This window comes from Ruegeria sp. MALMAid1280 (assembly GCF_049195285.1).
Taxonomy (GTDB): domain Bacteria; phylum Pseudomonadota; class Alphaproteobacteria; order Rhodobacterales; family Rhodobacteraceae; genus Ruegeria.
The window spans coordinates 114,366-139,342 of record NZ_JBMIRT010000046.1; the positions used below are offsets into that span (position 1 = coordinate 114,366).

Consider the following 24,977-nt stretch of genomic DNA (forward strand, 5'->3'; position numbering starts at 1 on the left):
AATCGGCCCATATCAGTTGAGGCCCGGATGCATGGCTTGGGCCATTTTCGAGATCGCCTCGATATTTGCCGGTCCGGGGGTCAGTTCCTCGTAGCGCAGGCCGATCCAGCGCTCGTTCTTGACCGCGTCGATTTGCGACATCACCGGATGGTCCTGCAGGAACTTGAACGTATCCGCTGCGCCATTTCCGGTCTGGTAATCCAGCAGCACCAGGAATTCCGGGTTTGCGGCGGCAATGGCCTCCCACGAGGTGCGGCCCCAGCTGGTGTCCATGTCATGGGTGACGTTCTCGCCACCAGCCGCCGCGATCATCGCATCGGGGATGGCGAATTTGCCCGCAGTGAAGGGCGCATCCGCCGGGCCATCCAGCAGGAAGACACGCGGTTTCGGCAGATCGACAGTCTGCGCTTCGATCGCTGCCAGCTCTTCTTTCCAGCCGCCGACCAGTTCTTCGGCCTTGTCGTCAACATGCATGACCTTGCCCAGACGCAGCACGTCGTCGAACAACAGGTCCATGCTGGCTTCGGGGCGATCCTTGTCCAGATGCACGCAGCTTTCGGTCAGGATCATGGTCTTGATGCCAAAAGGCTCCAGCGTGTCTGGCGTCACGTCGCCGCCGGGTTTCATCCCGTAATACCAACCGGCAAAGAACAGGTCCGGCTCAACCGCGACGAGGTTTTCAACGGTCGGGTATTTCGGCGCAAGCTCGGGGATGTCGCCGCGCAGCGTGTCGAATTCGGGGCTGGTCTTGTACCAGCCGGTGATGCCGGTCAGGCCCACGATCTTGTCCTGAAGGCCCAGCGCAAAGGCCATGTCGGTCATGTTCATGTCGTGCACGACCAGCCGCTCGGGCTGAGTCTCGAAAACCAATGGCTCGCCGCAGTTATCAACGGTTACTTCACCTGCAGACGCGCCGCCTGCGAGGGCGGTGATCAGGGCCGCAGACCAGATGTGTTTCATTGGGGGGAGTTTCCTTGCTTTAGTTTGAAACGGGTGTTCTTCGGATATCCAGCGCCGGGATCACCCGGCCTTCGTGCTGGAAACACAGGTAGTCGACGCCGAACGTGTCGCGCACATGTGCGGGCGTCAGAACCTCGGCTACGGGGCCAAAGCTGGTCAGGCGGGTGGATTTCATCAGGGCCACATGGGTGGCGAATTCGGGGATCATGACCAGATCGTGCACGATCATGACCACGGTGATGCCCAGTTCGGCCACCAGCGACAGCATCCGACCCTTGGCGTCAGGGTCCAGATGATTGGTGGGCTCATCCAGAAACAAAAGCGACGGGTTCTGCGCCAGGGCGCGCGCAATATGTGCCCGCTGACGTTCGCCGCCGGACAGCAGCGCCATCCGCTTGCCGGCCAGAGCGCCCAGCCCGGTCAGGTCCAATATCCGGTCAAGCTCGGCCGCGTGGTCTTCGGCGGACCGGTCGGACCGGATCGGGATCTGACCCAGCGCAACATAGTCGCGCAGCAGGAGCCGACCGTCCGGAAACTCTTGCTGGCTGACCACGGCGATCATGCGCGCGCGCTCTGATGCGGGCATCTGTTTCAGGCTGCGCCCGTCGACCAGAACATCGCCCAGAACCATCTCGGCGGCGCCACTAAGAAGGTTCAGAAGTGTCGTTTTCCCGGCCCCGTTCGGCCCGGCAATGGCCAGGATCGCGCCTTTACCCAGTTCAAACGATGCACCCTGCAGCAGAATATCGCCGTTCAGCGCATAATATTCCAGGTCACGCGCGACCAGAAACGCGGGGTCTGTCATGAGTGTTCCTCTACGTTCAGCCGGGGCATCCGGGACAGGGTTTTGGTGAACAGCGGCTGCGGCCGGTCAGAGGCATTGGTCCAACCATCCGCGCTGTGGCGGTACTGCCGCGCAAACTCGGCCACTGCGGTGATGTCACGTTGGGTCCGGATATCACCGAACAGGTATTGGGCTTTGCCAACGGCCTGAAATCCAACGGTTGTCGGCCGTTCGCAGCCCGCCATGCACGCGACGGTTCGAACCGCGAAGTCCGCAGGCAGACTGCCCGCCAGCGCGTTGCGCAAAGCATCCGCATTCTCCGGTCCTTTGCAGGTCTCGCAGATCAGAATGAAGTGATCAGGTGTTTTCGACATTGCCCACTCCGCTCGTTTTCAAACGCGCAGAGAAGGTGCCAATCATAGGAACACGTGTCAGACGTGTCATCATAGCCTCCTTCCAGGACGCCCCGCCCCGGGTTGGTTGAACATATGATGGCAGGTCTCCTGACTTGCGGGTCGTTGCTTGGCCATCCTTCCCGACCCGGAGGCCAGTGGGTGTATGGCGTTGCTCACCGCTTACAGTTGCGGGGGCAGTCACGGAGTTGGCCAATCGACAGGGCCGCACCGTATTCCCTTTTCACCCCTTTTGGGGGAACCATCACCAGATTGACTGCCCGAGATGGCCCGGTGCGTCAATCATAAAGTTACATCCTCTACGTTTGTTTGCCGGTGCAGACCTGCAATGACAGCGGGTTCTGTAAAGAACGACATCTGCAAAAACCCACTGGAATGATCCCGGCAGGGCGATAGAGTCAGGTCATGCGATATTGGCTTCCCCTTGCGACGATTCTGGTGTTGGCCTCGTGCGGTCCGCCCGTGCTGGCGGCTCCGGGGGCTGCGCTGGACTGGTCCGATCTGCCGGACCCGTCGGTTCAGGTCTTCGACGACCCGTATCGCGACCTCAGCCCGGAACAGTTCGACGATGTGCTGTTTACCGTACGCCTGCGCAGCAGGCTGCATCAGGATGCGGGCAGCCCCGAAGAACGGCTGAAATGGCAGGAGCTTCTGTTCGAGACCGAGGACGCCCTGGCCGCCGATGGCATTGATATCGACTGGCTGCTGGACCAGCGGTATGTCGTGGCCCAGAACCGAGAGTGGGCCGGGACTGCAGGAAACCCCGAATTCGACGGTCAGACTGTGACGCTGGCAGGGTTCGCCATTCCCGCGCCGCCCGATGCGGACGGCAATGCCATAGTTTATCTGGTGCCCCGGCGCGGGATGTGCAGCCACATGCCGCCCCCGCCGCCCAATCAGATGATCCGGGTGCGGCTGAACGGTGACTGGGCGCCCAGCTATGTCCACGAACCCGTCCGGCTGACCGGAAGGCTGACCATTGATCCGTCAGAGCAGAACATGATGGTGGTCGACGGGTTTTTGCCCATGCGGGCGACGTTCCGGCTGGACGCCGATAGTGTCGAAACCCTGGAAACACAGGGCGAGCGGCTGGAGTGGACGCAAAGCATTGCCGATCGCATTCGCGCGGCGGGCAACCGCAAGACCGGCGGGGCGAACCTGCCCGAGTGACGGGGCCACCGGATCGGATAAAACCCGCAAAGTCCTGCAGATTGTTTCCAGAACCAAACCAGTCGTCTTTGGTGATTTGACAAACCCCTGTCTCGGGGTACCCTATATCATCCTATTTAAGTGTATCAGTGACGTTGGTTTGAGCCTCTTCAGAGGCCCGGGTGAATAGATGAAACGCATTGACCTAGCAGAGGTTGCGTCCCGGGAATGGGATGTGGTGCTTGTTGGCAGCAGCTTTGCATCAATGTTTTTTGCGCACGCCCTGCCGCAGGATCTGGATATTCTCGTCGTCGAAAAAGGCGGATTCCGCCCGCATGAGGCGCAGCTTCGCGATGGCTGGCGCACCGGAGTCGACATCACCCAGCGCAACTCGTCCGGTTTACGGAAAGACTGGCTCAGCTTCGTTGTTTTTGGCGGAAACTCGAATTTCTGGTGGGGCGACACTCCGCGATTTCATCCCGATGACTTTCGGCTGCAGTCCCGGTTCGGCGTCGGAATGGACTGGCCGTTCGGATATGACGATCTGGCCCCGTATTATGAACGGGCGGAAACGCTGATGGAGATCGCAGGCGGCGGGTCGGCTCATATCCTGCCCCGCAACACGCCGTTTCCCTACCCCGAGCACGCCAGGTCCCGTGCGGATGTTGTGCTGCAGAACCACAGCAAGTCCTGGGTTCCGCTTCCGACTGCGCGTGCAAATGGCGGTACGCGGCCAACCTGCTGTGCCAACGGTGTTTGCAGCATTTGCCCGGTTGATGCGAAATTCACCATTCTGAACGGTCTTGAACAGGTTGCACATCCAAAAGCCAGATATGTTCTGAACACCGAGTTTCGTGAGGTGATTGTCGAAGGCGGGCGCGCAACGCAAGGGGTGTTGCTTGGGCCGGGCGGGCAAGAAGCCAGGGTCCGGGGCAATGTATTCGCACTGGGCGCCAATGCGCTTTTCAACGCGGCGATCCTGCTGCGGTCGGGTGTCACCTCACCAGCGCTGGGGCGCTATCTGCACGAAGAGCCCTCGCAATCCGTCCTGATCGATACGGCCACGATAAAGAACTATTTCGGCGGTACGTCGGAAACCGGTCACGGCTATCATTTCTATCACGATATCGACCGGTCTGAGGCGGCGGCGGTGCTGATCGAAAGCTCGAATTCGCCCCCCAATATCCGCGAAGAGCCGGGCAAGTGGACCAACCGTCTGGTCCTGACCCTTGTGGCCGAGGACCTGCCCATCGCCGAAAACCGGGTGCTGTTGGAAGGTGATGCACCGGTGATCGAATGGACCGGGCACCACCCCTATGCCTATCGGGGATTGCAGCGCGCGTTGGACGGGTTGCCGGGAATCATTCCGGATGTGCTGGACGGCGTGACCGCTGGCGGTTTCCTTCCAAGTCAGGCCCATATTCAGGGCACGCACCGGATCAGTAGCGACCCGGCCGAAGGGGTGGTGGATGAATATCTGCGCCTGCACGAGGTTCCGAATGTCTTTGCCTTGGGGGCGGGGGCGTTCCCGACCTGCTCGCCCGCCAATCCGACACTGACCCTGTCCGCAATGTCGCTGCGCGCGGCCGAGGTGGTCCGATGATGATATCCAGACGAAGCGCATTGCTGGGGGGTGTATGTTTGGCCGCCGTTGCGGGTGGGGTAGGGTTTGCCCTGCAACCGGGCGGGATCGCGGCCCATGCAAGGCGGGTCATCGCGCGGGTCTATGGCTCGGACATGGCCGCGCTGCCCGCTGCGCAGGCGTTTTGCGACGCTTATGAGACCTTCGTGATTCAGAAAGGTCTGTCGGGGCAGGTGGCGAATGCGATCTTCAACCTCAAAGCCGGGAACCTGCCCTATGTCGAGGGTAAAAAGGCCAAGCTGGACCGGTCTGTCGTGGTCAAATTCGCGACTTCGACCAATGTTGTACTGTCCGCCGAAACCGGGGCCGACCTTGAGTATTTCGGGATATTCCATCCGGTCGAAAACAGCTGCGGCAACCAGCTGTCCTATCTCGGGCTGTTGTCGGACGACTCGGTTGCAAGCGCCGGGTGAGCCCCGGCAACTGGCCTCAAGGTACTGAGGCTGGTTCCACCGAATTCAGGTGCGAGGCGTGTTCGCCCGTCAACCCTGCGGCCATGCGGGACAGGTTTTGCCTGCGCACTGCCATTGCCTTGGTTTCCGGCAGGTTCAGGTGTTGCAGAATATCCGCCCAGCGGTTCAGCCAGTCATGTTTCTGCAGGGCGTTCGCGAAATTGATCCGCCGCATCCGCTCCTGTTCGGTCGGGTCATCCAGGATCGAGACTATCCGCTCGATGGCCTTGTCCGGGTCCTGCGGCAGCCGGATCACGGAGTCCGGCCAGTCGAAATACTGCAGATAATCCTCGGTCTCGGGCGCATAACCCACTTGGATGGCCCCCCCAGCGATGCCCTCGACATGGCGTGGTCCCCAGGCAATGTTGCCCTTTTTCTGATCGTCATGGCCGATCTTGGCAATGTCGACCATGAACAGCTTGGAATGCTGGATCAGGTTGGCCAGCAAGTCCCGATGCACCCTGTGCTGCGCCGTGGTCGGAGGCTTGGTGGCCGAGTCGTACAGGTAAAACCCCTGCCGCTGGGCCAGAACGGTCAGCAACCGATCATGCAGTTCCGGGCGCCGGCGTCCCATGCAATAGATGTCAATCGGGCGGTCCGCGATCAGCGATTGCGGCGCAAACCGAACCATGTCGGCCGCGCCCGGCAGGTGGATGACGGGCTTGCCGGTGATCCGGTGCAGCGCCTCGCAGGATTCGGCAAAGGCGCTGGCGATCAGGTCGAATTTTGAAAGAGATTTAATCAGCGGCAGGTGCTGCTCGATCCCGCTGGTCCAGACCTCTTCCAAAACGCAGACCGCCAGTCCGCAGCGTTCGCGCCAGTTCGGAACCGCATCCAGCGCCAGCAGCTCCAGCGGTTTCTGCGCGTTGCAGAAGAACAGGTCATAATTGCGGGTCAGGGGGGCCTTCTGCACCCCGGACGGCCAATATTGGAACAGGGCACTGCGCCGCGACAGCCACCGCTTGGGATTGAGCGGTATCTTTCCGCTGCTCGTCAGGCGTGGTGCCACGATCTGACAGTCTTCGATCTCGGCAATGACGTCCTCGAACTCGAACCCCGAGCAGCGCGAAACATTATCATTGAGATTTCGCTGCGAAAAAATCAGGACGTTTCTGTCTGCAGGATTCAAATGCTCATCCTTTATCGGCCCTAAACAATTTTCGCATTACACACGCAGAGTATCATTTTTTAAACAATTTATTCGCAGGCGGGCTTGGGCGAACGGCCCCATGAACCGGGATTTCGGCAGAAAAGCCCGAGAATCATGGAAACTGGGCCAATTGTCTGGTTAGCTTTCGATATTGCCCTCAGCTGCCGAAAACGGCGCAGCGGATTTTGACCGGCTGCGCCACGGCACGTTTTGTAAATGAGGGTCGGTGTGGTTAACTGGTTGCGGTTCAGAAGGCGGTTTTTTTAATGATTTTCACGGAAACGCATTTGCCGGGCGCCTATGTTGTCGATCTGCACGAGATTTCCGATGGTCGCGGTTTTTTTGCCCGTGCCTTTTGCGCAAACGAGTTTGAAAAACATGGCCTGAAACCGGCCATTTCGCAGATAAACCTTTCATTCAATGAAAGAAAAGGAACGATGCGCGGTTTGCATTACCAGCAGGTTCCGGCGCGTGAGGCCAAGTTCATGCGCTGCATCACCGGGGCCATCTATGACGTGATCGTGGATATGCGCCCGGACAGCGCCACCTATCTGCAGCATTTCGGGATCGAGCTGTCGGCCGAGAACCGGCGTGCGTTGTATGTGCCCGAGATGTTTGCCCACGGCTATCTGGCGCTGACTGATGGGGCGCAGGCCTTTTATTCGGCCAGCGAGTTCTACACCCCCGGCGTCGAGCATGGATTGCGATATGATGACCCGGCGTTGAATATACAATGGCCGCAACCTGTAATGATTGTTTCTGAAAAAGACGCGGGGTGGCCGCTGATCCAGCGCTGAGCCCGCAGCGATTCCAAGGAAAGACGACTTTCCCATGACGAGTTCGAAGACTGAAAAAACAACAGTAATGGTCGCTGGAGCCGGAGGGTTTATCGGGCGGGCCACCGTTCGGGAACTGGCCCGCCACGGGCATCGGGTGATTGCGACCTACCGAAGTGATCCCCCTCCGAAAATCTATGGCGATGTGCATTGGGTGCGGGTCGATATGACCAACGCCTCGGATGTGGGGGCGATCATTCACCTGCACCGCCCCAGCCACCTGTTGTCTCTGGCCTGGTATATGGGACCGGGAAATCAGCGGTCGCTGGAGAATTTCCGCTGGGTGCAGCACTCGATCGACCTGTTGTTCGCTTTTGCAGATGCGGGCGGCAAACGGGTGACGTTTTGCGGGTCGTGTATGGAATATGACTGGTCCAAGCCGGAAAAGCTGCGCGAGGGCAGCACGCCGCTGACCCCGGCCACCGAGTATGGGGCGGCAAAGGCGGCGCTTTTCACCGCTTTTGGGCCGATGTGCAACGCGCTGGGCCTGTCCGGGGTCTGGGCGCGACCGTTCTTCCTGTATGGCCCGGGCGAAAACCCGCAGCGGTTGGCGGCGGACGTGATCCGGTCCTTGCTGCGACGGACCGAGGCGCTGTGCACGCATGGCCAGCAGAAACGCGATTTCCTGCATGTCGATGATGTGGCCACGGCCATGGTGGCGCTGCTGCTCAGTGATTTGCAGGGGCCAGTCAATATCGGCAGCGGCACCGCGATCCCTCTGGCCGACCTGATCCACGAGATCGGGCGCCAGACCAAGGCCGAGGACCTGATCCGCCTGGGCGCGCGCGAAGCCCGCCCCGGCGACCCGCCCCTGGTCGAGGCCGATATTACCCGGCTGCAGGAGCAGCTGGGATGGGCCCCGAGGTTTGATTTGAAAACCGGAATTGCGGATACCATCGCCTGGTGGCGCCGCGAAATTGCGAGAGAACGTTGATATGAGTGACCAGAATATTGTTATCCTAGGTTCCGGCATGTCCGGGTTGGGCGCCGCCCATCATCTGCATGGGGCCGGCGTGTCCAGCCGGATGTATGACAAGAACCCGTTTCCCGGCGGCCATACCGCCACGTTTGCCCATGACAGCGGGTTTATCTTCGATGACGGGCCGCATATCTCGTTTTCAAAAGACCCGCGCATTCAGGGCCTGTTTGCCGAAAATGTCGGCGGTGCGTATGAAAAACTGCAAGCCTATGTGAACAATTACTATCACGGCGCCTGGGTCAAACACCCGGCGCAGGCCAATCTGCACAACCTGCCGGATGAGCTGAAAACGCAGTGCATTCTGGATTTCATCGAAGCCTCGAAACAGGAGGTGGTCGAGAAGCCCGCGAATTATCTGGAGTGGCTGATCTCGGTCTTTGGGGAAACCTTTGCCACCCGTTTTCCGGCCGTCTACGGCAAGAAATACCACACGGTCGATGCGGATCAGATGAGCACGGTCTGGATGGGGCCGCGTTTGTACCGACCCTCGATGGATGAGGTGATCCGCGGTGCGATTTTCGCGGAAACGCCGGATGTGCATTACATCACCGATTTCCGCTATCCGACCGAGGGTGGGTTTATCTCATACCTCAAGCCGTTTCTGGAAAAGACCGATCTGCATCTGGATCACAAGGTGGTGGCCATCGACCCTGAGACCCGCGTGGTGACATTCGAAAACGGTGTGACCGAGCAGTACGAGCACCTGATCTCCTCGATCCCGCTGCCCGACCTGATCCCGATGGTCAAAGGCGCGCCGGACCACGTGCGCGACGCGGCGGCCAAGCTGGCCTGCACCACCTGTGTCACGGTGAACCTTGGCCTTGCACGCGATGATTTCACCCCGGCGACCTGGACCTATATCTATGACGAGGACATCGTTTTTACCCGCCTCAGCTTTCCGCACAAGATGTCGACCAAGACCTGCCCGCCGGGCTGCGGGTCGATCCAGGCCGAGTGCTATTACTCGCATAAATACCGCCCGCTGGATGTGTCTCCGGAGGATCTGATCCAGCCGGTGATCGACGATCTGGTGAAAATCGGGCTGATCGAGAAGGATGAGAAAATCCTGCACACCGATGCGCGGCTGATCACCCACGCCAACATCATCTTTGACCTCGACCGGGAAGAGGCGCTGCCCATCGTGCATGCGTGGCTGGATCAGGTCGGCATCCACTATGTCGGCCGCTTTGGCGAATGGGGATACCAGTGGACCGACGAGGCGTTCAAATCCGGCGAGCGCGGCGCCCGGACCGTGTTGGAGAAGATCGGCGCGCTTGTCTAAGCCCCCGATCAGGGGGTCGGCTCGGTCCGGCGGAAGTCCTGATCCAGCTGGTTTTCCTGCAGCAGGGCCTCCAACTGGGCCAGACGCTTGTATTTGCGGCCCTCGAAATCCTCGACCTTGAGGTCACAGGCTTTGACCGCGTCATACAGCTGCTGTGCCCCGCGCACCGCGTCCCATTTCGGTTCAAACCCGGGGATGTTTTTTTCGATTTTCGCAGAACTGACGCGATAGGACCGGTTGTCCGGTCCCGCATCGGCGGCATAGTCGATCTGCGCGCCGGGTACGGTGTCGGCCACGATCTCGGCCAGATCCCTGATCTGATAGTTGTTCTCGGTGCGGCAGACATTGAAGGCCTCACCCGAGATCACCTTGGGGTCGGCCTCAAGCGTGGCGACGAAGGCGCGGGCCATATCCTCGACATGGATGATTGGGCGCCACGGGGTGCCGTCCGACATCATCAGGATACGCCCCGAGGTATAGGCATGCGCAATCAGGTTGTTCAGCACGATGTCGAACCGCATCCGCGGGCTGGCCCCATAGGCGGTGGCAAAGCGCAGGAAGGTCGGTGTGAAACTGTCATCCGCCAGCGGCTTCAGATCACGCTCGGCCAGTACTTTCGAGACGCCATAATCGGTCTGCGGGTTCAACTGGCCGGTCTCGTCGACGAAATCCTCACCGGCGCGGCCATAGTTGGAACAAGACGAGGCGAAGACAAACCGCGACACCCCCGCCGCCTTGGCCTGTTTGGCTAGGTGAATGGTGCCTTCGTGGTTGATCTTCTGGGTCAGGCCGGGGCGCAGCTGGCCCAGCGGATCGTTGGAGAGCGCAGCCAGATGCACCACCGCATCAAAGCCTGCCAGATCATCGGCCGTCAGGTCGCGGATGTCCTTGCCCAGATTGGGGATGTCGGGAATGTCGCCGCCGGGGGCGAAATCGGCCCGGTCAAAGAGATTTATATCGCACCCAGTCACCTGGATTCCCGCCTCGGCCAATACCGGGGCGGTGACCGTCCCCACGTAGCCGAGATGACCCGTTAACAGAACCCTCTGAATGTTCCCATGTTGCCCACGGACGATTGCCATTTTTCCACATCTCCTCAAGCCGGCGTTTGTCCGCCAAATGATCCATGCAATACCAGAAACCGGGGTGGCGATAGGCCATCAGCTCACCCATCTCCATCAACTTGGGCAGCGGGCCTTCTTCCCACATGATCTCGTCGCCATTGACGCTGGCGACTGCATCGAACACGCCGGGTTCCAGCACGAAGAAACCGCCATTGATCCAGTCGGCGGCGGTTTCGGGTTTTTCCATAAAGCCCTCGACCAGCCCGTCCTCGCGCACCTGCAGGTGGCCGAATGTGGTCAGCGGGCGCACCATGGTGATGGTCGCCAGCTTGCCATGCGATCTGTGAAAGGCGATCAGCGCGTCCAGATCAACGTTCGAGACCCCGTCGCCATAGGTCAGCATGAAGGTCTCGTTGCCCAGATAGGGCTGTAGCCGGGCCAGGCGCCCGCCGGTCATGGTGTCCATGCCGGTGTCGATCAGATCGACGGTCCAGGGGGGCGTCTGCGGTTCCAGATCTCCGTTGGTATAGTCGGGTTCGCCGAACAGCTCTCGTTGGTTGAAATCGATGCGCAGGTTGCCCTGATACTGGCACAGGTTCGAGATGTAGCGCTTGATCAGGTCGCCCATATAACCCAGCGCCAGCACAAACTCATAATGCCCGTATGTCGAGTAATGCTGCATGATGTGCCACAGAATCGGCCGGTTGGCGATCTCGACCAGAGGCTTGGGGCGGACGCGGGTTTCTTCGATCAGGCGAGAGCCTTTACCACCTGCAAATATGGCTGTTTTCAATGGTGCCTCCCCAAGGAACTGGTTAACGCAATAAGAACACTAGTAATAATATTCAAATTCGACACCACACGGGCCGGTGCTGTCAATCATTGTGGTCACACTATGGGCGGAAAATGCCGGAAATGCCCATTTTAGCTGTTTGCCGGCCGATCCAGCGGGGCCAGGCTGCCTGATTGGTCCCCACCCGCGTCGTTGGCCGCAGGACGGCTTTTGAGGTTGTCCCTGACCGCTCGTGCGACCAGATGCATCTTGGTGATATAGGCGACAAAGAACATCCAGTTGGCCTCCATCCGGCTTAACATTGAGCTTTCGGTCGTGTTTGCGAACATGAAGGTGATCATCAAAGCTACAGCGCAGACAATTCCGTCCCGACTGCCGAGAAACCGCATGTTAAAAAAGGAGGAAAAGAAAAACCGCAAAATGGCAACGCTCAGCAATACGACGCCAATGAAACCTGTGTTCAGCCAGGTCTCGATCAGGCCGTTATGCGAATAATGAGGTGTAAAGCCCAGATTGCCCTTGTTGGACATCTGCACCACATGGCTGGATTCGGGATACCAGAACGTGTTGTACCCCCAGCCCAGCCAGAACCGGTCCATGACATAGGGCCAGGTATGCGCCCAGATGGGGATTCTTTCCGACAAGGTGGGTTTTCGCCCGATCAGGGCAAACAGCGGATCGGCAAGCGGAGACGAGAGCAGAAAGGCAATGACGCCGATCAGCAGGACCGAAAGCAGGATGAAGCAAATCGTCCATGTCACCTCAAACCGGGGAAAGAGCAGGCTGGCGACCAGAGCGCTCATCGATACAAGCCCAACCACCTGCGAGGTTCTCGATTCCGAGGCGATCAACAGCAGGAACCCGATGGCAAGCGTGACCTGAAACACCAGCTTCAGTTTCCCTCGGGTCTGTCCAATTGCGTAGAAGGCGGTCAGCATGGTCATCACACATGCGGCCCCCAATCCGTTCTTGTGCAGGAAGATTCCGTTCCAGGTATCGCCCCAGGGCGGAATACCCCGCGCCTGGGGAAGCGTGGCGATGGCCACAACCGTCAGGGCCATCACGGCCGCATAGAAGGTGGCCATGAACAACAACAGACCCCGCAGTGACATCATGCTGCCCAGAACAAGGGCAAATGTGGTTGTGACCACAAAGGGTATGCAGCGTTCGAGCGTGTACATGGGCATCGCGCTCTGGGTGGTCGAAATCAGCGCCAGGATCACCAGGATCGCAATTTCCGGGGCCGCAAAAGTGCCGCGAACGAGGTGTCGGTAATACAGAACCGTCAGGGCCATCACAGGCAGCAAGAGCAAAATCTGCAGCTTGTTGGCCAGCTTGTTCTGCCAGAGGACAATATTGAACAGGTCGGTTCCGAGGCACAGAAAGAAAAAAAGACAAAGCAAAAGGATAATGTGGCGGAAGGGCGGACCCGACGCAGGTGGATAGGGGCTGTTCTGGTTCAAAGCCGTCATAGCGAAATCAAACTGGTCAACTCATCAAATCCCGAATTGAGCACTCAATCCGGCGGTCTTGCGGAAAATTGCGACCCCAATAAGCTTACGAACCTGCGCCTGACTTGTCTATCTTGACGCGGGTTCGGGAATGGAAACGGGTAGGTTGGGGGGCAAAACCCAGACTGGCCCTCAAGGCGTTTTGGACAAAATCCTATCGCAAAAGCGCGCGATGCGATACGGGTAAGAGGAAGACGCGCCGATACCCAAAGAGCTGCAAAGCCTGTATTCTGATGTTGAGGCGCGCGGCCGGACTATTGGTTTCGGTGCGACGGAAGTTGATATGTTTCAAGAGTGTTCAGGGGCCTGATCCGGGCCGTTGAGTGTGTGGGTTTCGATTTGCCGGCCAAAGGATTCAGTCCGCGATGACATGGTTTTTTGTTCCAAGGATGCTGTCGGCTTTTATTGCGATCGCGATTCTGATCGTGATGACACGCGTTCTGGGGCCTGCGGATTTCGGCCGCTACAACCTGACGCTTCTGGCCGGAATGCTGCTGTTTTCCTTTACCTTCCACTGGCTGGCCATCTCTGTCGGCCGGTTTCACCATGCCCGCGAATTTCAGGGGAAAACGATTGCAACGGTTCTGGGCGCAGCCGCGCTGCTGGCGGTGTTTCTGGTATGCCTGGCCATTGCGGTGCAACTGATCCTGCCCGCGGCCTGGGTCGGCGGCTTTTTTCTGGCCGTCATATTCTGCACCAGCCACGCGATGTACGAACTGGGCACAGTTTGCCTGCGGCAATACAACGAGGGTCCGAAGTTTGCCGCCGTCACCTTGCTGCGTCAGGCGCTGGGCGTGTCCCTGGCGGTGAGCTTCGTGTTGCGCGGCGGCGGCTATGCAAGCGCGGTGATCGGCATGTCGATGGGGGCCGCGATGACCGGGGCTTATGCGCTGGTTTTTGCGGTGCGCCGGTCGGGGATCGTCTTGCCGGGCCGTGATGCCCTCGGGACCTATTTCCGCTTTGGCTTTCCGCTGGCCGTGGTGTCTTCCAGCGCCTCGTTCTTTGCAATGTCTACGCAATCCCTTCTGGCCTATTTCGCCGGGATGGACGCGGCCGGCTATTTCGCGGCGGCGCAGACGCTGGCGTCCAAGGCATTGAAACTGCCGATGACGACGCTGTCGCGCGTGGTCGCCCCCAGTGTGTTCGAGGCGCATGAAACCAGCGGGACCAGCTCCTCCGATGCGGTTCTGGATCGCTACTTTTCGTTCCTGATGCTGATTTCGATGCCGATTGTTGTCGTGCTTGTCTGCGCGGCGGATGTATTCACAAACCTGCTGTTTGAACCCGGCTTTGCCGCGCAAACCGACCTGTATCTGAGGCTGCTGGCACCGGCGGCTTTCATAATCGGGCTGCAGGGTGCCTATTTCAGCTATGCTTTCATGCGGTCGAAAATGACCGGCCTGCAGCTGGGCATCAGCATCGGGTCCCTGGTGGTGCACGCCCTGTTGTCGCTTGTCATCATCTACCGGTTCGGCGCGCCTGGAGCCCCCGTCGCATTCCTGATCAGCGGCCTGGTCAGCTTTTTCGCCTATTACTACGTCGGCCGAAAGGTCGACCCGCTGCGGGTTCCGATGTCCGAGCTGTCAAAGGCCGCCTTGGGGGCAATTGCCTACGCACCGTTTGGGCTTGCCGCCGAAAGGACAGCGAATCTGACACTGCAATTTGCAATTCTTGGGACCGGTCTGATTGTCATGTTCGGGATTCTGGTTTGCGTTCGGCAGGTTGCCGCGGTGACCGTGTGGGAAAAAGCACGCCTCCGGGTGGTTTAAAGCGGCAATCCGCGCCAGAATTATTCATTTTTTTACATAGAGTTAATGTTCACTGGGCAGAATTCCTCGCATTAGGTGGTGCCAATTTGCCTATTATGCCTGGATTTTTGCAAAAAGAGCACACACCTATCGTGGTCGGGATGGATTGGTGATAAGCTGTCCCCCGTCTTCTTGATGAGTTTCTTTTTTGGGTCACGGACCCTGACGAGTACACGCTAAGAGGGTGCTGCCCCAAAACCGACACAATACTGTGCGATGATCACGCAGGTGCGTCACAAATTGAAAAGACCAAACCGAACGAGCTTTGTCTGAAATGGTAATTGTGTATCTTCTTTCGGGTCCCGTTGTTGCTGCGATGTTCATCGTGGCCTTGCTTGTTTCGGGTGCAAGCACGGGTGTGGCCGTGACCGGTGGCCTTGTTGCCGGTGTCTGCGCACCCGCTGTTGTTGCCGGTCTGCTCTTTGTGTTCAAAAGCAAGCTGCGTCTGAAGGTCATCGACAAGCTGCCCCTGAAAACCGGGCAATGATACCCGCGTTGTCGGGCGTTTCAGGTCTTTTCCGACCCACGAATCCAGCCTGAACTCCGCTTTTCATAGCGGTGAATTTTCACGGCAATATCGCCTGAACAGCACTGCCCTCTGGCTGAAAGCGCGGTGGTGCGCAGCCGGTTTTTAACAAACAAGTTGTCACCTATGGCAATAAATGCGATTATATTCCCGGCAAGAGCCCGACCTTTTCCGCCTTTAACGAGTCGGGTTAAATAACTGTTTGGGGCAACGGAAACAGTGACGTTGCGCCGATGATCTGTTGAGCAAAAGAAGTTTGAAGTCCACCGCTTGCGCCATGATTTAAGGCGGCTACGCAGGTGGGCCTGTTAAGCGATACCTGATTTTTTGGGTGCGTTCTGAGTAGTCAGTGAGTAAGTTTTTTTGGGGGTCATTATGAACCACAATCGAGGTTCTTTTCCTATAGAAGAGACCGATATTTATAATTCAAATCAACATTTTATTTCTAAATCGGATGACTGCGCGAACCTGGAAGGTTTTTACGCGGTAAAGGGCAAACGTCTTCTGGATATCCTTCTGGTTCTGATTGGCGCACCATTTGTCCTGCCTCTTATGCTTTTGGTTGCGATGTGCGTAAAGCTGGATGGCGGCCCGGCGATTTACAAACAAAAGCGGGTCGGTATCGGCGGGCGCGAGTTTGATTTTCTGAAATTCCGGTCGATGATGATCGACGCAGATCAGCTTTTTAAGGATCATTTGCGCGATTGCCCCGCGGCCGCGGCGGAATGGCAAGCGCGGCAAAAGCTTGAAAACGATCCACGGGTCACAAAGATCGGCCGCTTTCTCCGCATGTCCTCGCTGGATGAACTGCCGCAGCTTTGGAATGTGCTTGTCGGTGATATGAGCCTGGTCGGCCCGCGCCCCATGCTGCCCCAGCAGCAGGCGCTGTATCCCGGTCTGGACTACAACCTGATGAAGCCGGGGATCACCGGGTTGTGGCAGGTATCCGAGCGCAATGATGTCGAGTTCTCGCACCGGGCGGTCTTCGACAGTGATTATGCGCGAAAGATTGGCTTGTGGCTGGATCTCAAAATTCTGTTTCAGACAATCGGCGCTGTCTGCAACGGTACCGGCCGCTGAACCGATCGCCGCAACGCCCGAAACCGGAGTGATGCTACGACCATGACGTTATTGACCAAAACAGCCTTTCGTTCTGCACCTGGCGGGCTCAGGTGCTTTGATCTGCTCAGAAACATCTTCGCCGCTGTATTGGTGCTGGGTGTGATCTCGGGTCCTGCAGCCGCGGATTACAAGCTTGAGCCGGGGGACCAGATACGCGTGTCCCTGACCGGCCTTGAGGGGCTTTCCTTCGACGCCATCATCGATGCCCATGGCAACGTCAACCTCAAGTGGCTGGGCCATTTCGAGGCCAAGGGCCTGCTGGCGGATGAGTTGGAAAACCTGGTGCGGCTGGATGCGGCGGGAAAGATCGTCAAGCAGTACAACCAGAATGGTGAGATTTACATCATCCAGTTGGATGGCGACGAGATTGAGGTCGCACGCAACGGATACCGGCCCATCATCATTGGCGGTGACGTGGCGCGGACCGGGCAGATTGATTTCCGCCCGGCCATTACCGCGCGCGAGGCCGTCGCGCTGGCCGGGGGTGTCAGAAGCATGTTGTTGGCCGATGACGTGACGGTGGACCCGATCCAGCTGATGCGGTGGCAGACCACCTATGGTCAGGCGGCGCTGCAACACGCGCAGGCGATGGTTCAGGTCTGGCGGACCACGTCCGAGCTGAGACAGAACCTGGACATGGCACCACCGACGTTGGAACAGGTTTCGGTTTCGAACACGGTTCTGGAAGAACTGATTGCCGAACAACTCAGGATCAGGACCGTCAATCAGGAAAACGAAGCCGGTGAACGGGAGTATTTCGAGGACGCCGAAGATCAGGCCCAGCAGCGCATCGAGATCCTGCAAGAGCAGAAAACCGAACTGGCCAAGGCTTTGGTGTCTGACGAAGAAGAAGAGGCACGGGTTGTCAGCATGATCGAACGGGGTCTGACCGCAGGGTCCAGACTGGCCGATACACGCCGGACAACCGTTTTGTCCGCCACGCGTCTGTTGGAGGTCGAAGAAGATTTGGCCGCCACCAATCTGGTTCTGACCCGATTGAAGCGGGACGGCGAGTTTTACGAACAGGAACGGTCCCTGCGGCTGTTGCAGCAGCGCCGGGATGCGCATCTGGCGCTTCGGGATGCCAGCCTGCAGATGGATACGATCGCGAAATACCTTGCCGGTGCCTCCAGCGAGATCGGCACCGAAAGCCTGATCAGCGACATTGATTACTCGGTGACGGTCTTCCGGGTGGTCGACGGCCAATTGCAGGAGCTGCGGGTCGACAAGCTGACCCAGCTGCTGCCGGGCGACAGTGTTGAAATCTCGGTCGTGCAGGTGACGCAGCAAACCCAGCTGACGGAGTGAAATCCCACAAATCAGAACCGATAGACCCCATATTGCGCAAGGGACCCCGACATAGTCTGGAAAACCCGCGCGCTGACCAAACCGCAGGTCCCGGATCAGGACTTTAAGCACGAAGACATTGATATGGCATATCTCAAGGTAAAAACGGCGCTCGCTTCGGAAGGTGCACATCTCGGCACTCTCAAGGCCTTTCTTCTGGTGCTGTGCTTTGCGGTTATGCAAACGGTGCCTGCGGCGATAAACGGGTATCCGTTCATCTTTTTCGACTCCCGCGGTTATAACAATGCGGGCAAGGCGGTTGTGCAGGTGGTGGTTGGAAAGCTGGGCGCGGCTGAGGACGTCGCCCCGACCGCCGACGCAAATGCGGTCCCGGCGGATCAGGCCGGGAAAGGCGGGCGCGCCATTCCGATGTCACGCTCGCCCTATTACGGGGCCTTGGTGTTCGTGTTTCTGCAATCCGAGGCCTTTCTGCTGGCGCTGTTTCAATCGCTGGTCGTTGCCTATGTGGTCTGGCTGGTGGTGCGCCAGATCTGTCCGGGCAACGCCACGAAACCCTATCTGGTGATCGGCGCGATCTGCGCCGTGGTGACGCCGCTGCCTTATTTCTCGACCTATGCAATGCCGGATGTGTTTGCCGCCATGGTGCCGCTGTGCCTGTTTCTGCTGTGTTTTGCCAGACGCAGCTTGACCGCCGCCCAACAGATCGTCTGCTGGCTGGTGCTGGCCGCATCGGTCGCCATCCACAGCAGCCACATACTGCTGACCTTCGGTCTGTTGACGCTGCTGGTGATCCTGTGGCTGTGGCCGCGGGTCCGGCCCCTGATATCCGGCTGGCTTATGTCCTGTCTGGCCTTCGTGACCGGCGTGTCGGCGGTCTTTGCCTTTGCTTTCGTATCCCATGCCGTGTTCGGCAGCTGGCCGCAGAGCCTGCCCTTCCTGACCGCACGCGGGATCGAGGACGGCCCGGTCGCCGAGATGGTCGAAAACGACTGCTATGGCCACGACTTTGCCATCTGCAAGGCGGCACCTCTGGACAACCGGGGCTCGCAATTCTTCCTGTGGGATCCGAACGGTTTTTACCAATCTGCCGATGAAGACACCAAACAGAGGCTGAGTGACGAGGATTTCTCGGTCTTTCTGACGGCCGCGAGGGCCAATCCGATGATGCAGCTAAAGGCATCACTGCGAAATACGGTCAGACAGTTGGGCATGTTCGGCCTGTATGAATTCGACACTGCCAAACGGGTCTTTGCCGAAAGCGCGCCGAATTACCTGAGCGGCTCTGATCTGGGCCGGTATGGGGCCTCGCTGGCGGTTGAAGGCCGCTATCCCTTTGGGTTTGTGTCCGGCTTCGTCTATGCGGCCGCCGCGCTCAGCCTGCTGGCGGTGGCATATGTCTATGGCAGCCGGTCGGTTTCGAATGCGGCGTTGGCGCTGGGTGTGCTGATTATTGCGACCTTGCTGATGAATTCGGTGATCTGTGGCGTGTTGTCGGACCCGCACCACCGCTATCAGGCGCGGGTCATCTGGTTGCTGCCGTTCCTGGCAACCCTGCTGGTCTTCCAAACATCGAAAAGGCCCGCGCCTAGGGCGCAGGGGCAGGGTATTGCAGATAGCTGAGACGCCGCGTCTCGCGCCGACCGCGTGACACGGTATCCAGGATCAGGGCGCAAGCCACGCAGACGATGGCCAGAACAAACCCGGTCAAGGATGCAAACAAGGACGGGAAGCGCGCCACCTGGCTGGTTTCGATGAACTCCAGCAGCACCGACAGGAACACCAGAAAGGACGGCACAAAAACCACTCCGGCCAGTGACAGGAAGAACAGCATTGGGTTTTCTTCTTTCACCAGAAAGCTGATCATCCTCAAAATCCTGAGACCGTCCCCATAGGTCGACAGTTTCGAAACCGAGTTTTCCGGTCTGGCCCGGTAATTGACCGGGACCTCGTCAATCGGCAGCCGCAGTTGCAGCGCATGGACGGTCAGCTCGGTTTCGATCTCAAACCCGCTGGACATGCTGGGAAAGCTTTTGACAAAGCGACGGCTGAAAACCCGATAGCCCGACAGCATGTCATCGAGGTTTTTGCCAAAGAACACCCGCACCATCGAGGTCAGCAGCCGGTTTCCGAATTTGTGACCCCGGCGATAGGCGGCCTCGTCCGAGTGCTGGCGCGCGCCGTTCAGCATATCCAGATTGTTGCGGCGCAGATGATCGATCATCTCGACCACGGTGCTGGCGTCATAGGTGGCATCGCCATCCGCCATTACGTAGATATCGGCCTCGACATCCGCAAACATCCGCCGCACCACGTTGCCTTTGCCCTGATTGGCCTCGGTCCGGACAATCGCGCCGGCATTTCGCGCCACTTCGATCGTCGCATCGGTCGAGTTGTTGTCAAAAACATAGATAGCGGCATCGGGCAGGGCCGCCCTGAACTCAGAAATCGTCAAACCAATTGCAGCTTCTTCGTTGTAACAGGGCAAAACAACCGCAACCCGACACTCGGTACCTGAAGCTTGATCTTGCGGGGTGCCATCCAGCAAATCCGAAGCTTCGTTTTCCTTCAACACAGTTTCTTTCCTCCAAAATCTAAAATAACTTGGATTCATAGAATAAGTTCAGAAGTACCAGAAATACGCACGTGCCAAAAGGAAAATTGATAAATCCGACAAAGCACTAGCCTGTGGCCGGGTGGTTCAGGTGCTGGGGCGAAGGCACTTTGGGAAAGTTGATTGCAGCGGTGGTGTTTTAAAGATGCCCTCTTCTCAGTTTCTGAAATTTGCCATCGTGGGCGCCATTGCCTTTGTGGTCGATGCGGTGCTGCTGATGGTCGCGATCGAGGGGATGCATTGGGCACCTGAGGTCGCGCGTATCCTGTCCTTCCTCGGGGCCGTGACCACGACCTGGTATCTGAACAGAACGTTTACCTTTGCGACCCGGGCGTCACCCACCGTAAAGGAATTCGTCAGCTACGTGCTGGCGATGAGCTTTGGGCTGGCGGTGAACTATGCCGTCTTTGTCGCCGTGATCCGGCTGAACGAGATTGCAGGCACCTATCCGGTGATTGCGCTGGTGCCCTCGACACTGGCCGGGATGGTCATCAATTTCCTGTTTTCACGCCGTATCCTGGACGCAGGCGACACCCCGAAATAAGAGGCGGGGTTCATTGAGCGACCGTGTTCTCGGCCAGGTGACGGCCAAGCTCTTCCCGGTCTTCCGGGGTCAGCAGCCATTCGTCGTCCATCCCTGTCGCCAGACCCAGCTGATCGATATTGGGGCGCGACACCCCAAGAAGCTGCCGGACCTGGTCGCGGAACTTGAAACCGACAACCCCGGTTATGGCACCCCCGGCGGCAAAACCGCCCGCGCCGAACATGAGGTTTCTGCGGGTTACGTTAAACTTCATTTATCACCCCCAGTTTGTCGCCCAACCGCGTCGCAAGCGCCATGATGGTGAGCGTTGGATTGGCGTGACCGCCGGATGCAAACACCGATGAGCCTGCAACAAACAGGTTCTGATACCCGTGCACGCGGCAATCGGCGTCGACGACGCTGGTTTGCGGGCTGGCCCCCATCCGCGTCGTGCCCAGAGTGTGACCGCCCCCGGTGACGCCGAACATGATCTCTTCGTTGGACACGCGCAACCGTCCGGTATCCGAAGCGATCAGTCGTGCGCCCAACGTCTCCAGAAAGGTGTCGACCGCCCGGAAACTGCGGGCGCCGATGTGGAAATCGGTGCGCAGCTTTCGCAGCCCTGCAGGGTCGGTGCCATCTTGGATGGTGACCCTGTTTTCAGGCTCGGCATCCATTTCTGCCCGGACGATGATGCCGTAGGCCACAGCGCTGTCGCCCCATTTTTTGGCAAACATCGTCTCGACGGGATCTTCCGATATGAACTTTCCGGGATACAACGCGACAGAGACCTCAAGCCCGCCGATTTGCCGGTACAGATCGGCGTCCGGCTCCAGCAGGGCGGTCAGCTCACCGAACCCGACGGGGACGGTGGGAAACCGAAAGTCCCCGTTGCCGATCAGCTTGGCGCAATCGGGGAAATGCGGGTGTTCCATCAGGTAGCGGCCGACCTGATCATTTTCATTGCCGACCGCAGGCCCGTTTTCGGATTGCGAACTGAGCAGAATCTGCGCGTTGCCCATGGCCCCGGCGGCAAGCACGACGGTCTGACCGCCTCGCAGGTCAATGCGTCTGGTGCCGCCTTCGGGGGTGTAGATCGAGATGGCGTCTATCCCCCGGCGGTCTTGCCTTGGGTGCAGGTGGCTGAGCGTGGCGCCAAGCGCCAGGTCGGTTGCGGGCAGCTGATCGTAGAGCTGGGGTTCGCGGATCAGGCGCAACGGATCTTCGGTGGAAATAGGCCGGTAAACGAATCCCGGCTCAAAATCCGAAGCATAGGTCAGAAAGGGTTCGGGCCTGTTCAGATACTCCGCCGCCATTTTGTAATAGGGGTCCAGGTCGCTGCGCGTGATCGGCCATTGCCGAAAGTTGCGGTCGATCAGCGGGCTGCAATACCCGGCCCAGACGGCAGAGGTTCCGCCCATGGCGCGCACCCAGTGCAGCGGCCAGTGTGACCCGTCCAGATGACCGCGACCGTAAATCTGGGCGAAACCGGATTGAATGTCATCGTTGTACTGCGCTTCTCCGGTTTCAAGCATGATCGCGCTTTTGCCGTGGACGCCAAGGCGTTTGGCCATGGCATAGGCTGCCAGGCCGGACCCGGCAACGATGACGTCGTACGTGCTGAAATCTACTTCACTTGCCAAGACCCGCATAACGGTCACCCACCCGGTATATTTGCGTTGGTGGAAGCATCACATGCCCCGGCAAGGTTAAGCGATTTTCGGTTCTGGTCGTGCATTATTCCTGTCAATCCTTGGTGAATGGGCAACAAAATCCGGCGCCTTTACTTGTGCACAAAAGCGCAGCCCCGCGGTGGTGCAAACAGCGTCTCATCCGAAATTCGGGTCGCCATAGAGCGCGGCCTTTTTCAGATCGACCCGCGTTGCCACCAGCGCCGAAATGCGCAGGCCCGCGTTTTCCAGTTCGCGTATTGCCTGGAACACGGTGTTTTTGCGCGTGCTGTTCCAGCGGGTAAACAACAACACGCGGTGCGAGATTTGCGACAGGTGCGACGACTCGACGGCCGAAAGCAACGGCGGGGTATCCAGCAGGATCACATCATACATGTCTGACAACGAATACAGCAGATCCAGGAAGGCGGGCGAATACAGGAAATCCCCGGCGTCTGCCTGCGCCTCTTCGCCCTGACCGCGGATCAGTGGCAGGATATCAAGCCCCTCCTGCGGGCTGCCGACCACATAGTTCAACAAGAACTCCGGATCGGTCGCGGCGTGTTGCAGGGCTTCGGGTGTCATGCGGGAATAGACGCGGTAGGCAGAGGCGACGGTATCGCAGTCGATGATCAACGTGCGGTAACCCGCCTTGGCGCACACGGCCCCCAACAACAACAGGGCCGAGGACTTGCCTTCGTCCGGCAGCGCGGAGGCACCGGAAAAGATCGTGCATTGCGTCTGCGCGTCGGATTGGCCGGACTTCCTGTCCTGACGCCTGGACGTGAAATGGCCGTTCTGTGCGGCGGCGGGCTCGGCCTGACCGGGCGAAACGCGCAGGCCGACATCGCCGCTGGCCAGCAGTTTTTTTCCGAAAAGCCGCAGCTCGGGGGCCAGTTTCCCGGCATGGGCAAAGAAGGTCTCGAAGGGTGGCTCTTCCCGGATTTCGGGCAAGATTGCAGACAGCTTGGTTCCGGTTGCGCTTTCAAACTCCTGCGTGGTCCGGAGGCGTTTTTGAAAGACCTCCCGAATGACGGTTCCGACCAGACCAAAGAAAACAATCGCGAACAGGACGGCAATGGCCGTCTGCGATCGTTTGGGTTCAGACGGGTCAACCGCAGGGCGCGCCCGTTCGATGATATGGGCGCCAGCATCCAGATAGTCGCCCTGTTCGGCCCGGCGGCCCAGCTGTGACACGAAATCCCGATAGATCGCTTCGGTGACCAGAATTTCGTTTTCGATTCGCTTGGTGACCGAGTCATGCTGCACCTGGCGGGCCTGCTGTTCCTTGAAGGTTTCGATGTTTTGTTTCAACGAGGTCAGTTGGGCATTCAACTGATCCATTTTCCGTTCCGAGGCCGTCTGGATCGCATCCAGCGCGGTAATGGCGGCCTGATCGGTGATGTCGCCGTTGGAGCTGCGCGACAGTAGCCCGACCTGCGCCGCATAGTCCGCCGCCTCCTGGATTTTACCCTGGTCGCGCAGCAGCGTGATCGCCGCTGTCTGCTCTTCCAGTTCAATCAGGCTTTCACTGGCCAGCGAAGACCGCCGTTCCGCCTTGATCCGTTGCGCCTTGATGGTTGCGTATTCATCAGGTGAATAGGGAATTTCGATTGAATGCGTCTCGAGGTTTGAACTCAGCCTGTTCAGATCCTCGCGCAATTGTCCGATGCGGATGGCCAGCCAGTCCTGCGACTGCCCCAGGGCGTCGCGTTTCATTCTGGTCAGAACCGACAGGTATTCGGACGCCAGGCTGTTGGCGATCCGCGCGGCCTTGCGTTTGGATTCCGAGGTGACGCGAATTTCGTACACCGCCGAGGTGTCGCCTACCTGCTCGATGCGTCTGGATCTCAGCAGGCTTTCAATGGCCGCCTCGCGGCGCAACACGTCCTCGGACCGTTCGCCATCCTCGGCACCGTCCACGTCATCCCCGCCCGAAAGCGCGTCGACCAAGGCGTTTTTCACCCCGCGCGCAAGGGCAATGGGGTTCAGGTTCACACCGGACCCCTCGCCTGAAAACTCGGGGTCGCTTTGCAGATCCAGCCGTTCGACCACGCTTTCGATAAGGTCCGTGGACCGCAGCAACTGCAATTCGCTTTCCAGCGATGTCAGCGACAGCGGCAGGCCGGACACCTGCGGCGTGAACTGCGTTTCCGTCTGCACCCTGGTCTCAATCATGACCTTGGCGCTTGAGGTGTATTTTGTATCCGCGGTGTAGGTGAACAGATACGCCACAAAAGCCCCGCCAACGGCTATGGCCAGAATCCACAGAATCGATCGTCGGATGGCCCAGGCAACATTGGACAGCATCCTGAGTTCGGGGTCGCCTGCAGGGGGATGCCCCAGGCCCGATAACTCTACTTCTAGCCCTCGGCGGTACTGATCAGTCATCAC

Annotated in this window: 23 protein-coding genes and 1 riboswitch; of the genes, 12 read left to right on the plus strand and 11 right to left on the minus strand. The window is 58.8% G+C overall.

All coding sequences use genetic code 11. The features are described 5' to 3' along the window. Positions 1–12 precede the first annotated feature (12 nt). Genes ACOQFT_RS10305 through ACOQFT_RS10315 form a run of 3 tightly spaced genes read right to left on the minus strand, consistent with a single transcriptional unit; the run spans position 13 to position 2,118 of the window. Positions 13–960, minus strand: coding sequence for an ABC transporter substrate-binding protein (locus tag ACOQFT_RS10305; RefSeq protein ID WP_421597835.1), 948 nt, complete (start codon positions 958–960; stop codon positions 13–15). 19 nt (positions 961–979) lie between these two features. Continuing rightward, entirely contained in the window at positions 980–1,765 is a 786-nt protein-coding gene (locus ACOQFT_RS10310; RefSeq protein WP_421597836.1) for an ABC transporter ATP-binding protein, read from the minus strand. Continuing rightward, positions 1,762–2,118, minus strand: coding sequence for a DUF1636 family protein (locus tag ACOQFT_RS10315; RefSeq protein ID WP_421597837.1), 357 nt, complete (start codon positions 2,116–2,118; stop codon positions 1,762–1,764). Before ACOQFT_RS10315 ends, ACOQFT_RS10310 begins: the two co-directional genes overlap by 4 nt. Positions 2,119–2,220: 102 nt before the next feature. After that, positions 2,221–2,418: riboswitch (cobalamin riboswitch) on the minus strand. Between the two features lie 144 nt (positions 2,419–2,562). Between ACOQFT_RS10315 and ACOQFT_RS10320 the strand changes: the two genes are divergently transcribed. The 3 genes from ACOQFT_RS10320 to ACOQFT_RS10330 all read left to right on the plus strand — a co-directional run bounded on the left by ACOQFT_RS10320 (position 2,563) and on the right by ACOQFT_RS10330 (position 5,361). Further along, on the plus strand, positions 2,563–3,327 hold the full coding sequence (locus tag ACOQFT_RS10320) for a DUF3299 domain-containing protein (RefSeq protein WP_421597838.1): 765 nt from the start codon (positions 2,563–2,565) through the stop codon (positions 3,325–3,327). Positions 3,328–3,496: 169 nt separating this feature from the next. Then, on the plus strand, positions 3,497–4,909 hold the full coding sequence (locus tag ACOQFT_RS10325; RefSeq protein ID WP_421597839.1) for a GMC oxidoreductase: 1,413 nt from the start codon (positions 3,497–3,499) through the stop codon (positions 4,907–4,909). Continuing rightward, positions 4,909–5,361: a hypothetical protein gene (locus tag ACOQFT_RS10330; protein WP_421597840.1), complete on the plus strand. Its 453-nt coding sequence runs from the start codon at positions 4,909–4,911 to the stop codon at positions 5,359–5,361. Before ACOQFT_RS10325 ends, ACOQFT_RS10330 begins: the two co-directional genes overlap by 1 nt. Before the next feature lie 16 nt (positions 5,362–5,377). Here ACOQFT_RS10330 and ACOQFT_RS10335 read toward each other — a convergent pair whose 3' ends face one another. After that, entirely contained in the window at positions 5,378–6,529 is a 1,152-nt protein-coding gene (locus ACOQFT_RS10335) for a glycosyltransferase family protein (RefSeq protein WP_421597841.1), read from the minus strand. 287 nt (positions 6,530–6,816) lie between these two features. Between ACOQFT_RS10335 and rfbC the strand changes: the two genes are divergently transcribed. Genes rfbC through ACOQFT_RS10350 form a run of 3 tightly spaced genes read left to right on the plus strand, consistent with a single transcriptional unit; the run spans position 6,817 to position 9,647 of the window. Then, complete coding sequence (gene rfbC, locus ACOQFT_RS10340) at positions 6,817–7,347, plus strand: dTDP-4-dehydrorhamnose 3,5-epimerase (protein ID WP_421597842.1); 531 nt, start codon at positions 6,817–6,819, stop codon at positions 7,345–7,347. Between the two features lie 34 nt (positions 7,348–7,381). Continuing rightward, positions 7,382–8,320 (plus strand): NAD-dependent epimerase/dehydratase family protein, encoded by a 939-nt coding sequence (locus tag ACOQFT_RS10345; protein ID WP_421597843.1) that lies wholly within the window; start codon positions 7,382–7,384, stop codon positions 8,318–8,320. Position 8,321: 1 nt separating this feature from the next. After that, positions 8,322–9,647, plus strand: coding sequence for a protoporphyrinogen/coproporphyrinogen oxidase (locus ACOQFT_RS10350; protein WP_421597844.1), 1,326 nt, complete (start codon positions 8,322–8,324; stop codon positions 9,645–9,647). An 8-nt stretch (positions 9,648–9,655) separates the two neighbouring features. Here ACOQFT_RS10350 and ACOQFT_RS10355 read toward each other — a convergent pair whose 3' ends face one another. The 3 genes from ACOQFT_RS10355 to ACOQFT_RS10365 form a co-directional block, all read right to left on the minus strand. Then, the gene (locus tag ACOQFT_RS10355) at positions 9,656–10,663 is read right to left on the minus strand and encodes an NAD-dependent epimerase/dehydratase family protein (protein ID WP_421597845.1); all 1,008 of its coding nucleotides are present in this window, start codon (positions 10,661–10,663) and stop codon (positions 9,656–9,658) included. After that, positions 10,590–11,504, minus strand: a complete 915-nt coding sequence (locus ACOQFT_RS10360) for a sugar phosphate nucleotidyltransferase (protein WP_421597846.1) — start codon at positions 11,502–11,504, stop codon at positions 10,590–10,592. Before ACOQFT_RS10360 ends, ACOQFT_RS10355 begins: the two co-directional genes overlap by 74 nt. A 131-nt stretch (positions 11,505–11,635) precedes the next feature. Beyond that, complete coding sequence (locus ACOQFT_RS10365; RefSeq protein WP_421597847.1) at positions 11,636–12,976, minus strand: O-antigen ligase family protein; 1,341 nt, start codon at positions 12,974–12,976, stop codon at positions 11,636–11,638. 404 nt (positions 12,977–13,380) lie between these two features. Between ACOQFT_RS10365 and ACOQFT_RS10370 the strand changes: the two genes are divergently transcribed. The 5 genes from ACOQFT_RS10370 to ACOQFT_RS10390 all read left to right on the plus strand — a co-directional run bounded on the left by ACOQFT_RS10370 (position 13,381) and on the right by ACOQFT_RS10390 (position 19,399). Beyond that, positions 13,381–14,784, plus strand: coding sequence for an oligosaccharide flippase family protein (locus ACOQFT_RS10370; protein ID WP_421597848.1), 1,404 nt, complete (start codon positions 13,381–13,383; stop codon positions 14,782–14,784). A 322-nt stretch (positions 14,785–15,106) separates the two neighbouring features. After that, on the plus strand, positions 15,107–15,310 hold the full coding sequence (locus tag ACOQFT_RS10375) for a hypothetical protein (protein ID WP_421597849.1): 204 nt from the start codon (positions 15,107–15,109) through the stop codon (positions 15,308–15,310). Positions 15,311–15,901: 591 nt separating this feature from the next. Then, a complete protein-coding gene (locus ACOQFT_RS10380; protein ID WP_421598025.1) occupies positions 15,902–16,429 on the plus strand; it encodes a sugar transferase in 528 nt (175 codons plus the stop codon). A gap of 42 nt (positions 16,430–16,471) precedes the next feature. After that, positions 16,472–17,779 (plus strand): polysaccharide biosynthesis/export family protein, encoded by a 1,308-nt coding sequence (locus tag ACOQFT_RS10385; RefSeq protein ID WP_421597850.1) that lies wholly within the window; start codon positions 16,472–16,474, stop codon positions 17,777–17,779. 123 nt (positions 17,780–17,902) lie between these two features. Then, entirely contained in the window at positions 17,903–19,399 is a 1,497-nt protein-coding gene (locus tag ACOQFT_RS10390; protein ID WP_421597851.1) for a hypothetical protein, read from the plus strand. On the opposite strand, the gene ACOQFT_RS10395 is transcribed toward ACOQFT_RS10390, so the two are convergent. Then, positions 19,365–20,351: a glycosyltransferase family 2 protein gene (locus ACOQFT_RS10395; protein WP_421597852.1), complete on the minus strand. Its 987-nt coding sequence runs from the start codon at positions 20,349–20,351 to the stop codon at positions 19,365–19,367. The genes ACOQFT_RS10390 and ACOQFT_RS10395 overlap by 35 nt on opposite strands. 184 nt (positions 20,352–20,535) lie before the next feature. On the opposite strand from ACOQFT_RS10395, the gene ACOQFT_RS10400 reads away from it, so the two are divergent. Further along, the gene (locus tag ACOQFT_RS10400; RefSeq protein WP_421597853.1) at positions 20,536–20,934 is read left to right on the plus strand and encodes a GtrA family protein; all 399 of its coding nucleotides are present in this window, start codon (positions 20,536–20,538) and stop codon (positions 20,932–20,934) included. A 10-nt stretch (positions 20,935–20,944) separates the two neighbouring features. Here the strand turns inward: ACOQFT_RS10400 and ACOQFT_RS10405 are convergent, their stop codons facing one another. The 3 genes from ACOQFT_RS10405 to ACOQFT_RS10415 form a co-directional block, all read right to left on the minus strand. After that, the gene (locus ACOQFT_RS10405) at positions 20,945–21,187 is read right to left on the minus strand and encodes a hypothetical protein (RefSeq protein ID WP_421597854.1); all 243 of its coding nucleotides are present in this window, start codon (positions 21,185–21,187) and stop codon (positions 20,945–20,947) included. Then, positions 21,177–22,565 carry a GMC oxidoreductase gene (locus ACOQFT_RS10410; protein ID WP_421597855.1) on the minus strand — a complete coding sequence of 463 codons (1,389 nt, stop codon included), beginning with the start codon at positions 22,563–22,565 and terminating at the stop codon, positions 21,177–21,179. The genes ACOQFT_RS10405 and ACOQFT_RS10410 overlap by 11 nt, the downstream gene beginning before the upstream one ends. 177 nt (positions 22,566–22,742) lie before the next feature. Further along, complete coding sequence (locus tag ACOQFT_RS10415; RefSeq protein WP_421597856.1) at positions 22,743–24,974, minus strand: GumC family protein; 2,232 nt, start codon at positions 24,972–24,974, stop codon at positions 22,743–22,745. Between the last annotated feature and the right edge of the window lie 3 nt (positions 24,975–24,977).

What these genes read in the sequence shown, in the direction of transcription:
- ACOQFT_RS10330 (WP_421597840.1), top strand. Translation starts at nt 4,909, where the DNA reads ATGATATCCAGACGAAGCGCATTGCTGGGGGGTGTATGTTTGGCCGCC.
- ACOQFT_RS10400 (WP_421597853.1), top strand. Translation starts at nt 20,536, where the DNA reads ATGCCCTCTTCTCAGTTTCTGAAATTTGCCATCGTGGGCGCCATTGCC.
- ACOQFT_RS10350 (WP_421597844.1), top strand. Translation starts at nt 8,322, where the DNA reads ATGAGTGACCAGAATATTGTTATCCTAGGTTCCGGCATGTCCGGGTTG.
- ACOQFT_RS10410 (WP_421597855.1), bottom strand. Translation starts at nt 22,565, where the DNA reads ATGCGGGTCTTGGCAAGTGAAGTAGATTTCAGCACGTACGACGTCATC.
- rfbC (WP_421597842.1), top strand. Translation starts at nt 6,817, where the DNA reads ATGATTTTCACGGAAACGCATTTGCCGGGCGCCTATGTTGTCGATCTG.
- ACOQFT_RS10345 (WP_421597843.1), top strand. Translation starts at nt 7,382, where the DNA reads ATGACGAGTTCGAAGACTGAAAAAACAACAGTAATGGTCGCTGGAGCC.
- ACOQFT_RS10390 (WP_421597851.1), top strand. Translation starts at nt 17,903, where the DNA reads ATGGCATATCTCAAGGTAAAAACGGCGCTCGCTTCGGAAGGTGCACAT.
- ACOQFT_RS10370 (WP_421597848.1), top strand. Translation starts at nt 13,381, where the DNA reads ATGACATGGTTTTTTGTTCCAAGGATGCTGTCGGCTTTTATTGCGATC.
- ACOQFT_RS10405 (WP_421597854.1), bottom strand. Translation starts at nt 21,187, where the DNA reads ATGAAGTTTAACGTAACCCGCAGAAACCTCATGTTCGGCGCGGGCGGT.
- ACOQFT_RS10365 (WP_421597847.1), bottom strand. Translation starts at nt 12,976, where the DNA reads ATGACGGCTTTGAACCAGAACAGCCCCTATCCACCTGCGTCGGGTCCG.
- ACOQFT_RS10385 (WP_421597850.1), top strand. Translation starts at nt 16,472, where the DNA reads ATGACGTTATTGACCAAAACAGCCTTTCGTTCTGCACCTGGCGGGCTC.
- ACOQFT_RS10325 (WP_421597839.1), top strand. Translation starts at nt 3,497, where the DNA reads ATGAAACGCATTGACCTAGCAGAGGTTGCGTCCCGGGAATGGGATGTG.
- ACOQFT_RS10315 (WP_421597837.1), bottom strand. Translation starts at nt 2,118, where the DNA reads ATGTCGAAAACACCTGATCACTTCATTCTGATCTGCGAGACCTGCAAA.
- ACOQFT_RS10320 (WP_421597838.1), top strand. Translation starts at nt 2,563, where the DNA reads ATGCGATATTGGCTTCCCCTTGCGACGATTCTGGTGTTGGCCTCGTGC.
- ACOQFT_RS10415 (WP_421597856.1), bottom strand. Translation starts at nt 24,974, where the DNA reads ATGACTGATCAGTACCGCCGAGGGCTAGAAGTAGAGTTATCGGGCCTG.
- ACOQFT_RS10380 (WP_421598025.1), top strand. Translation starts at nt 15,902, where the DNA reads ATGCTTTTGGTTGCGATGTGCGTAAAGCTGGATGGCGGCCCGGCGATT.
- ACOQFT_RS10305 (WP_421597835.1), bottom strand. Translation starts at nt 960, where the DNA reads ATGAAACACATCTGGTCTGCGGCCCTGATCACCGCCCTCGCAGGCGGC.
- ACOQFT_RS10310 (WP_421597836.1), bottom strand. Translation starts at nt 1,765, where the DNA reads ATGACAGACCCCGCGTTTCTGGTCGCGCGTGACCTGGAATATTATGCG.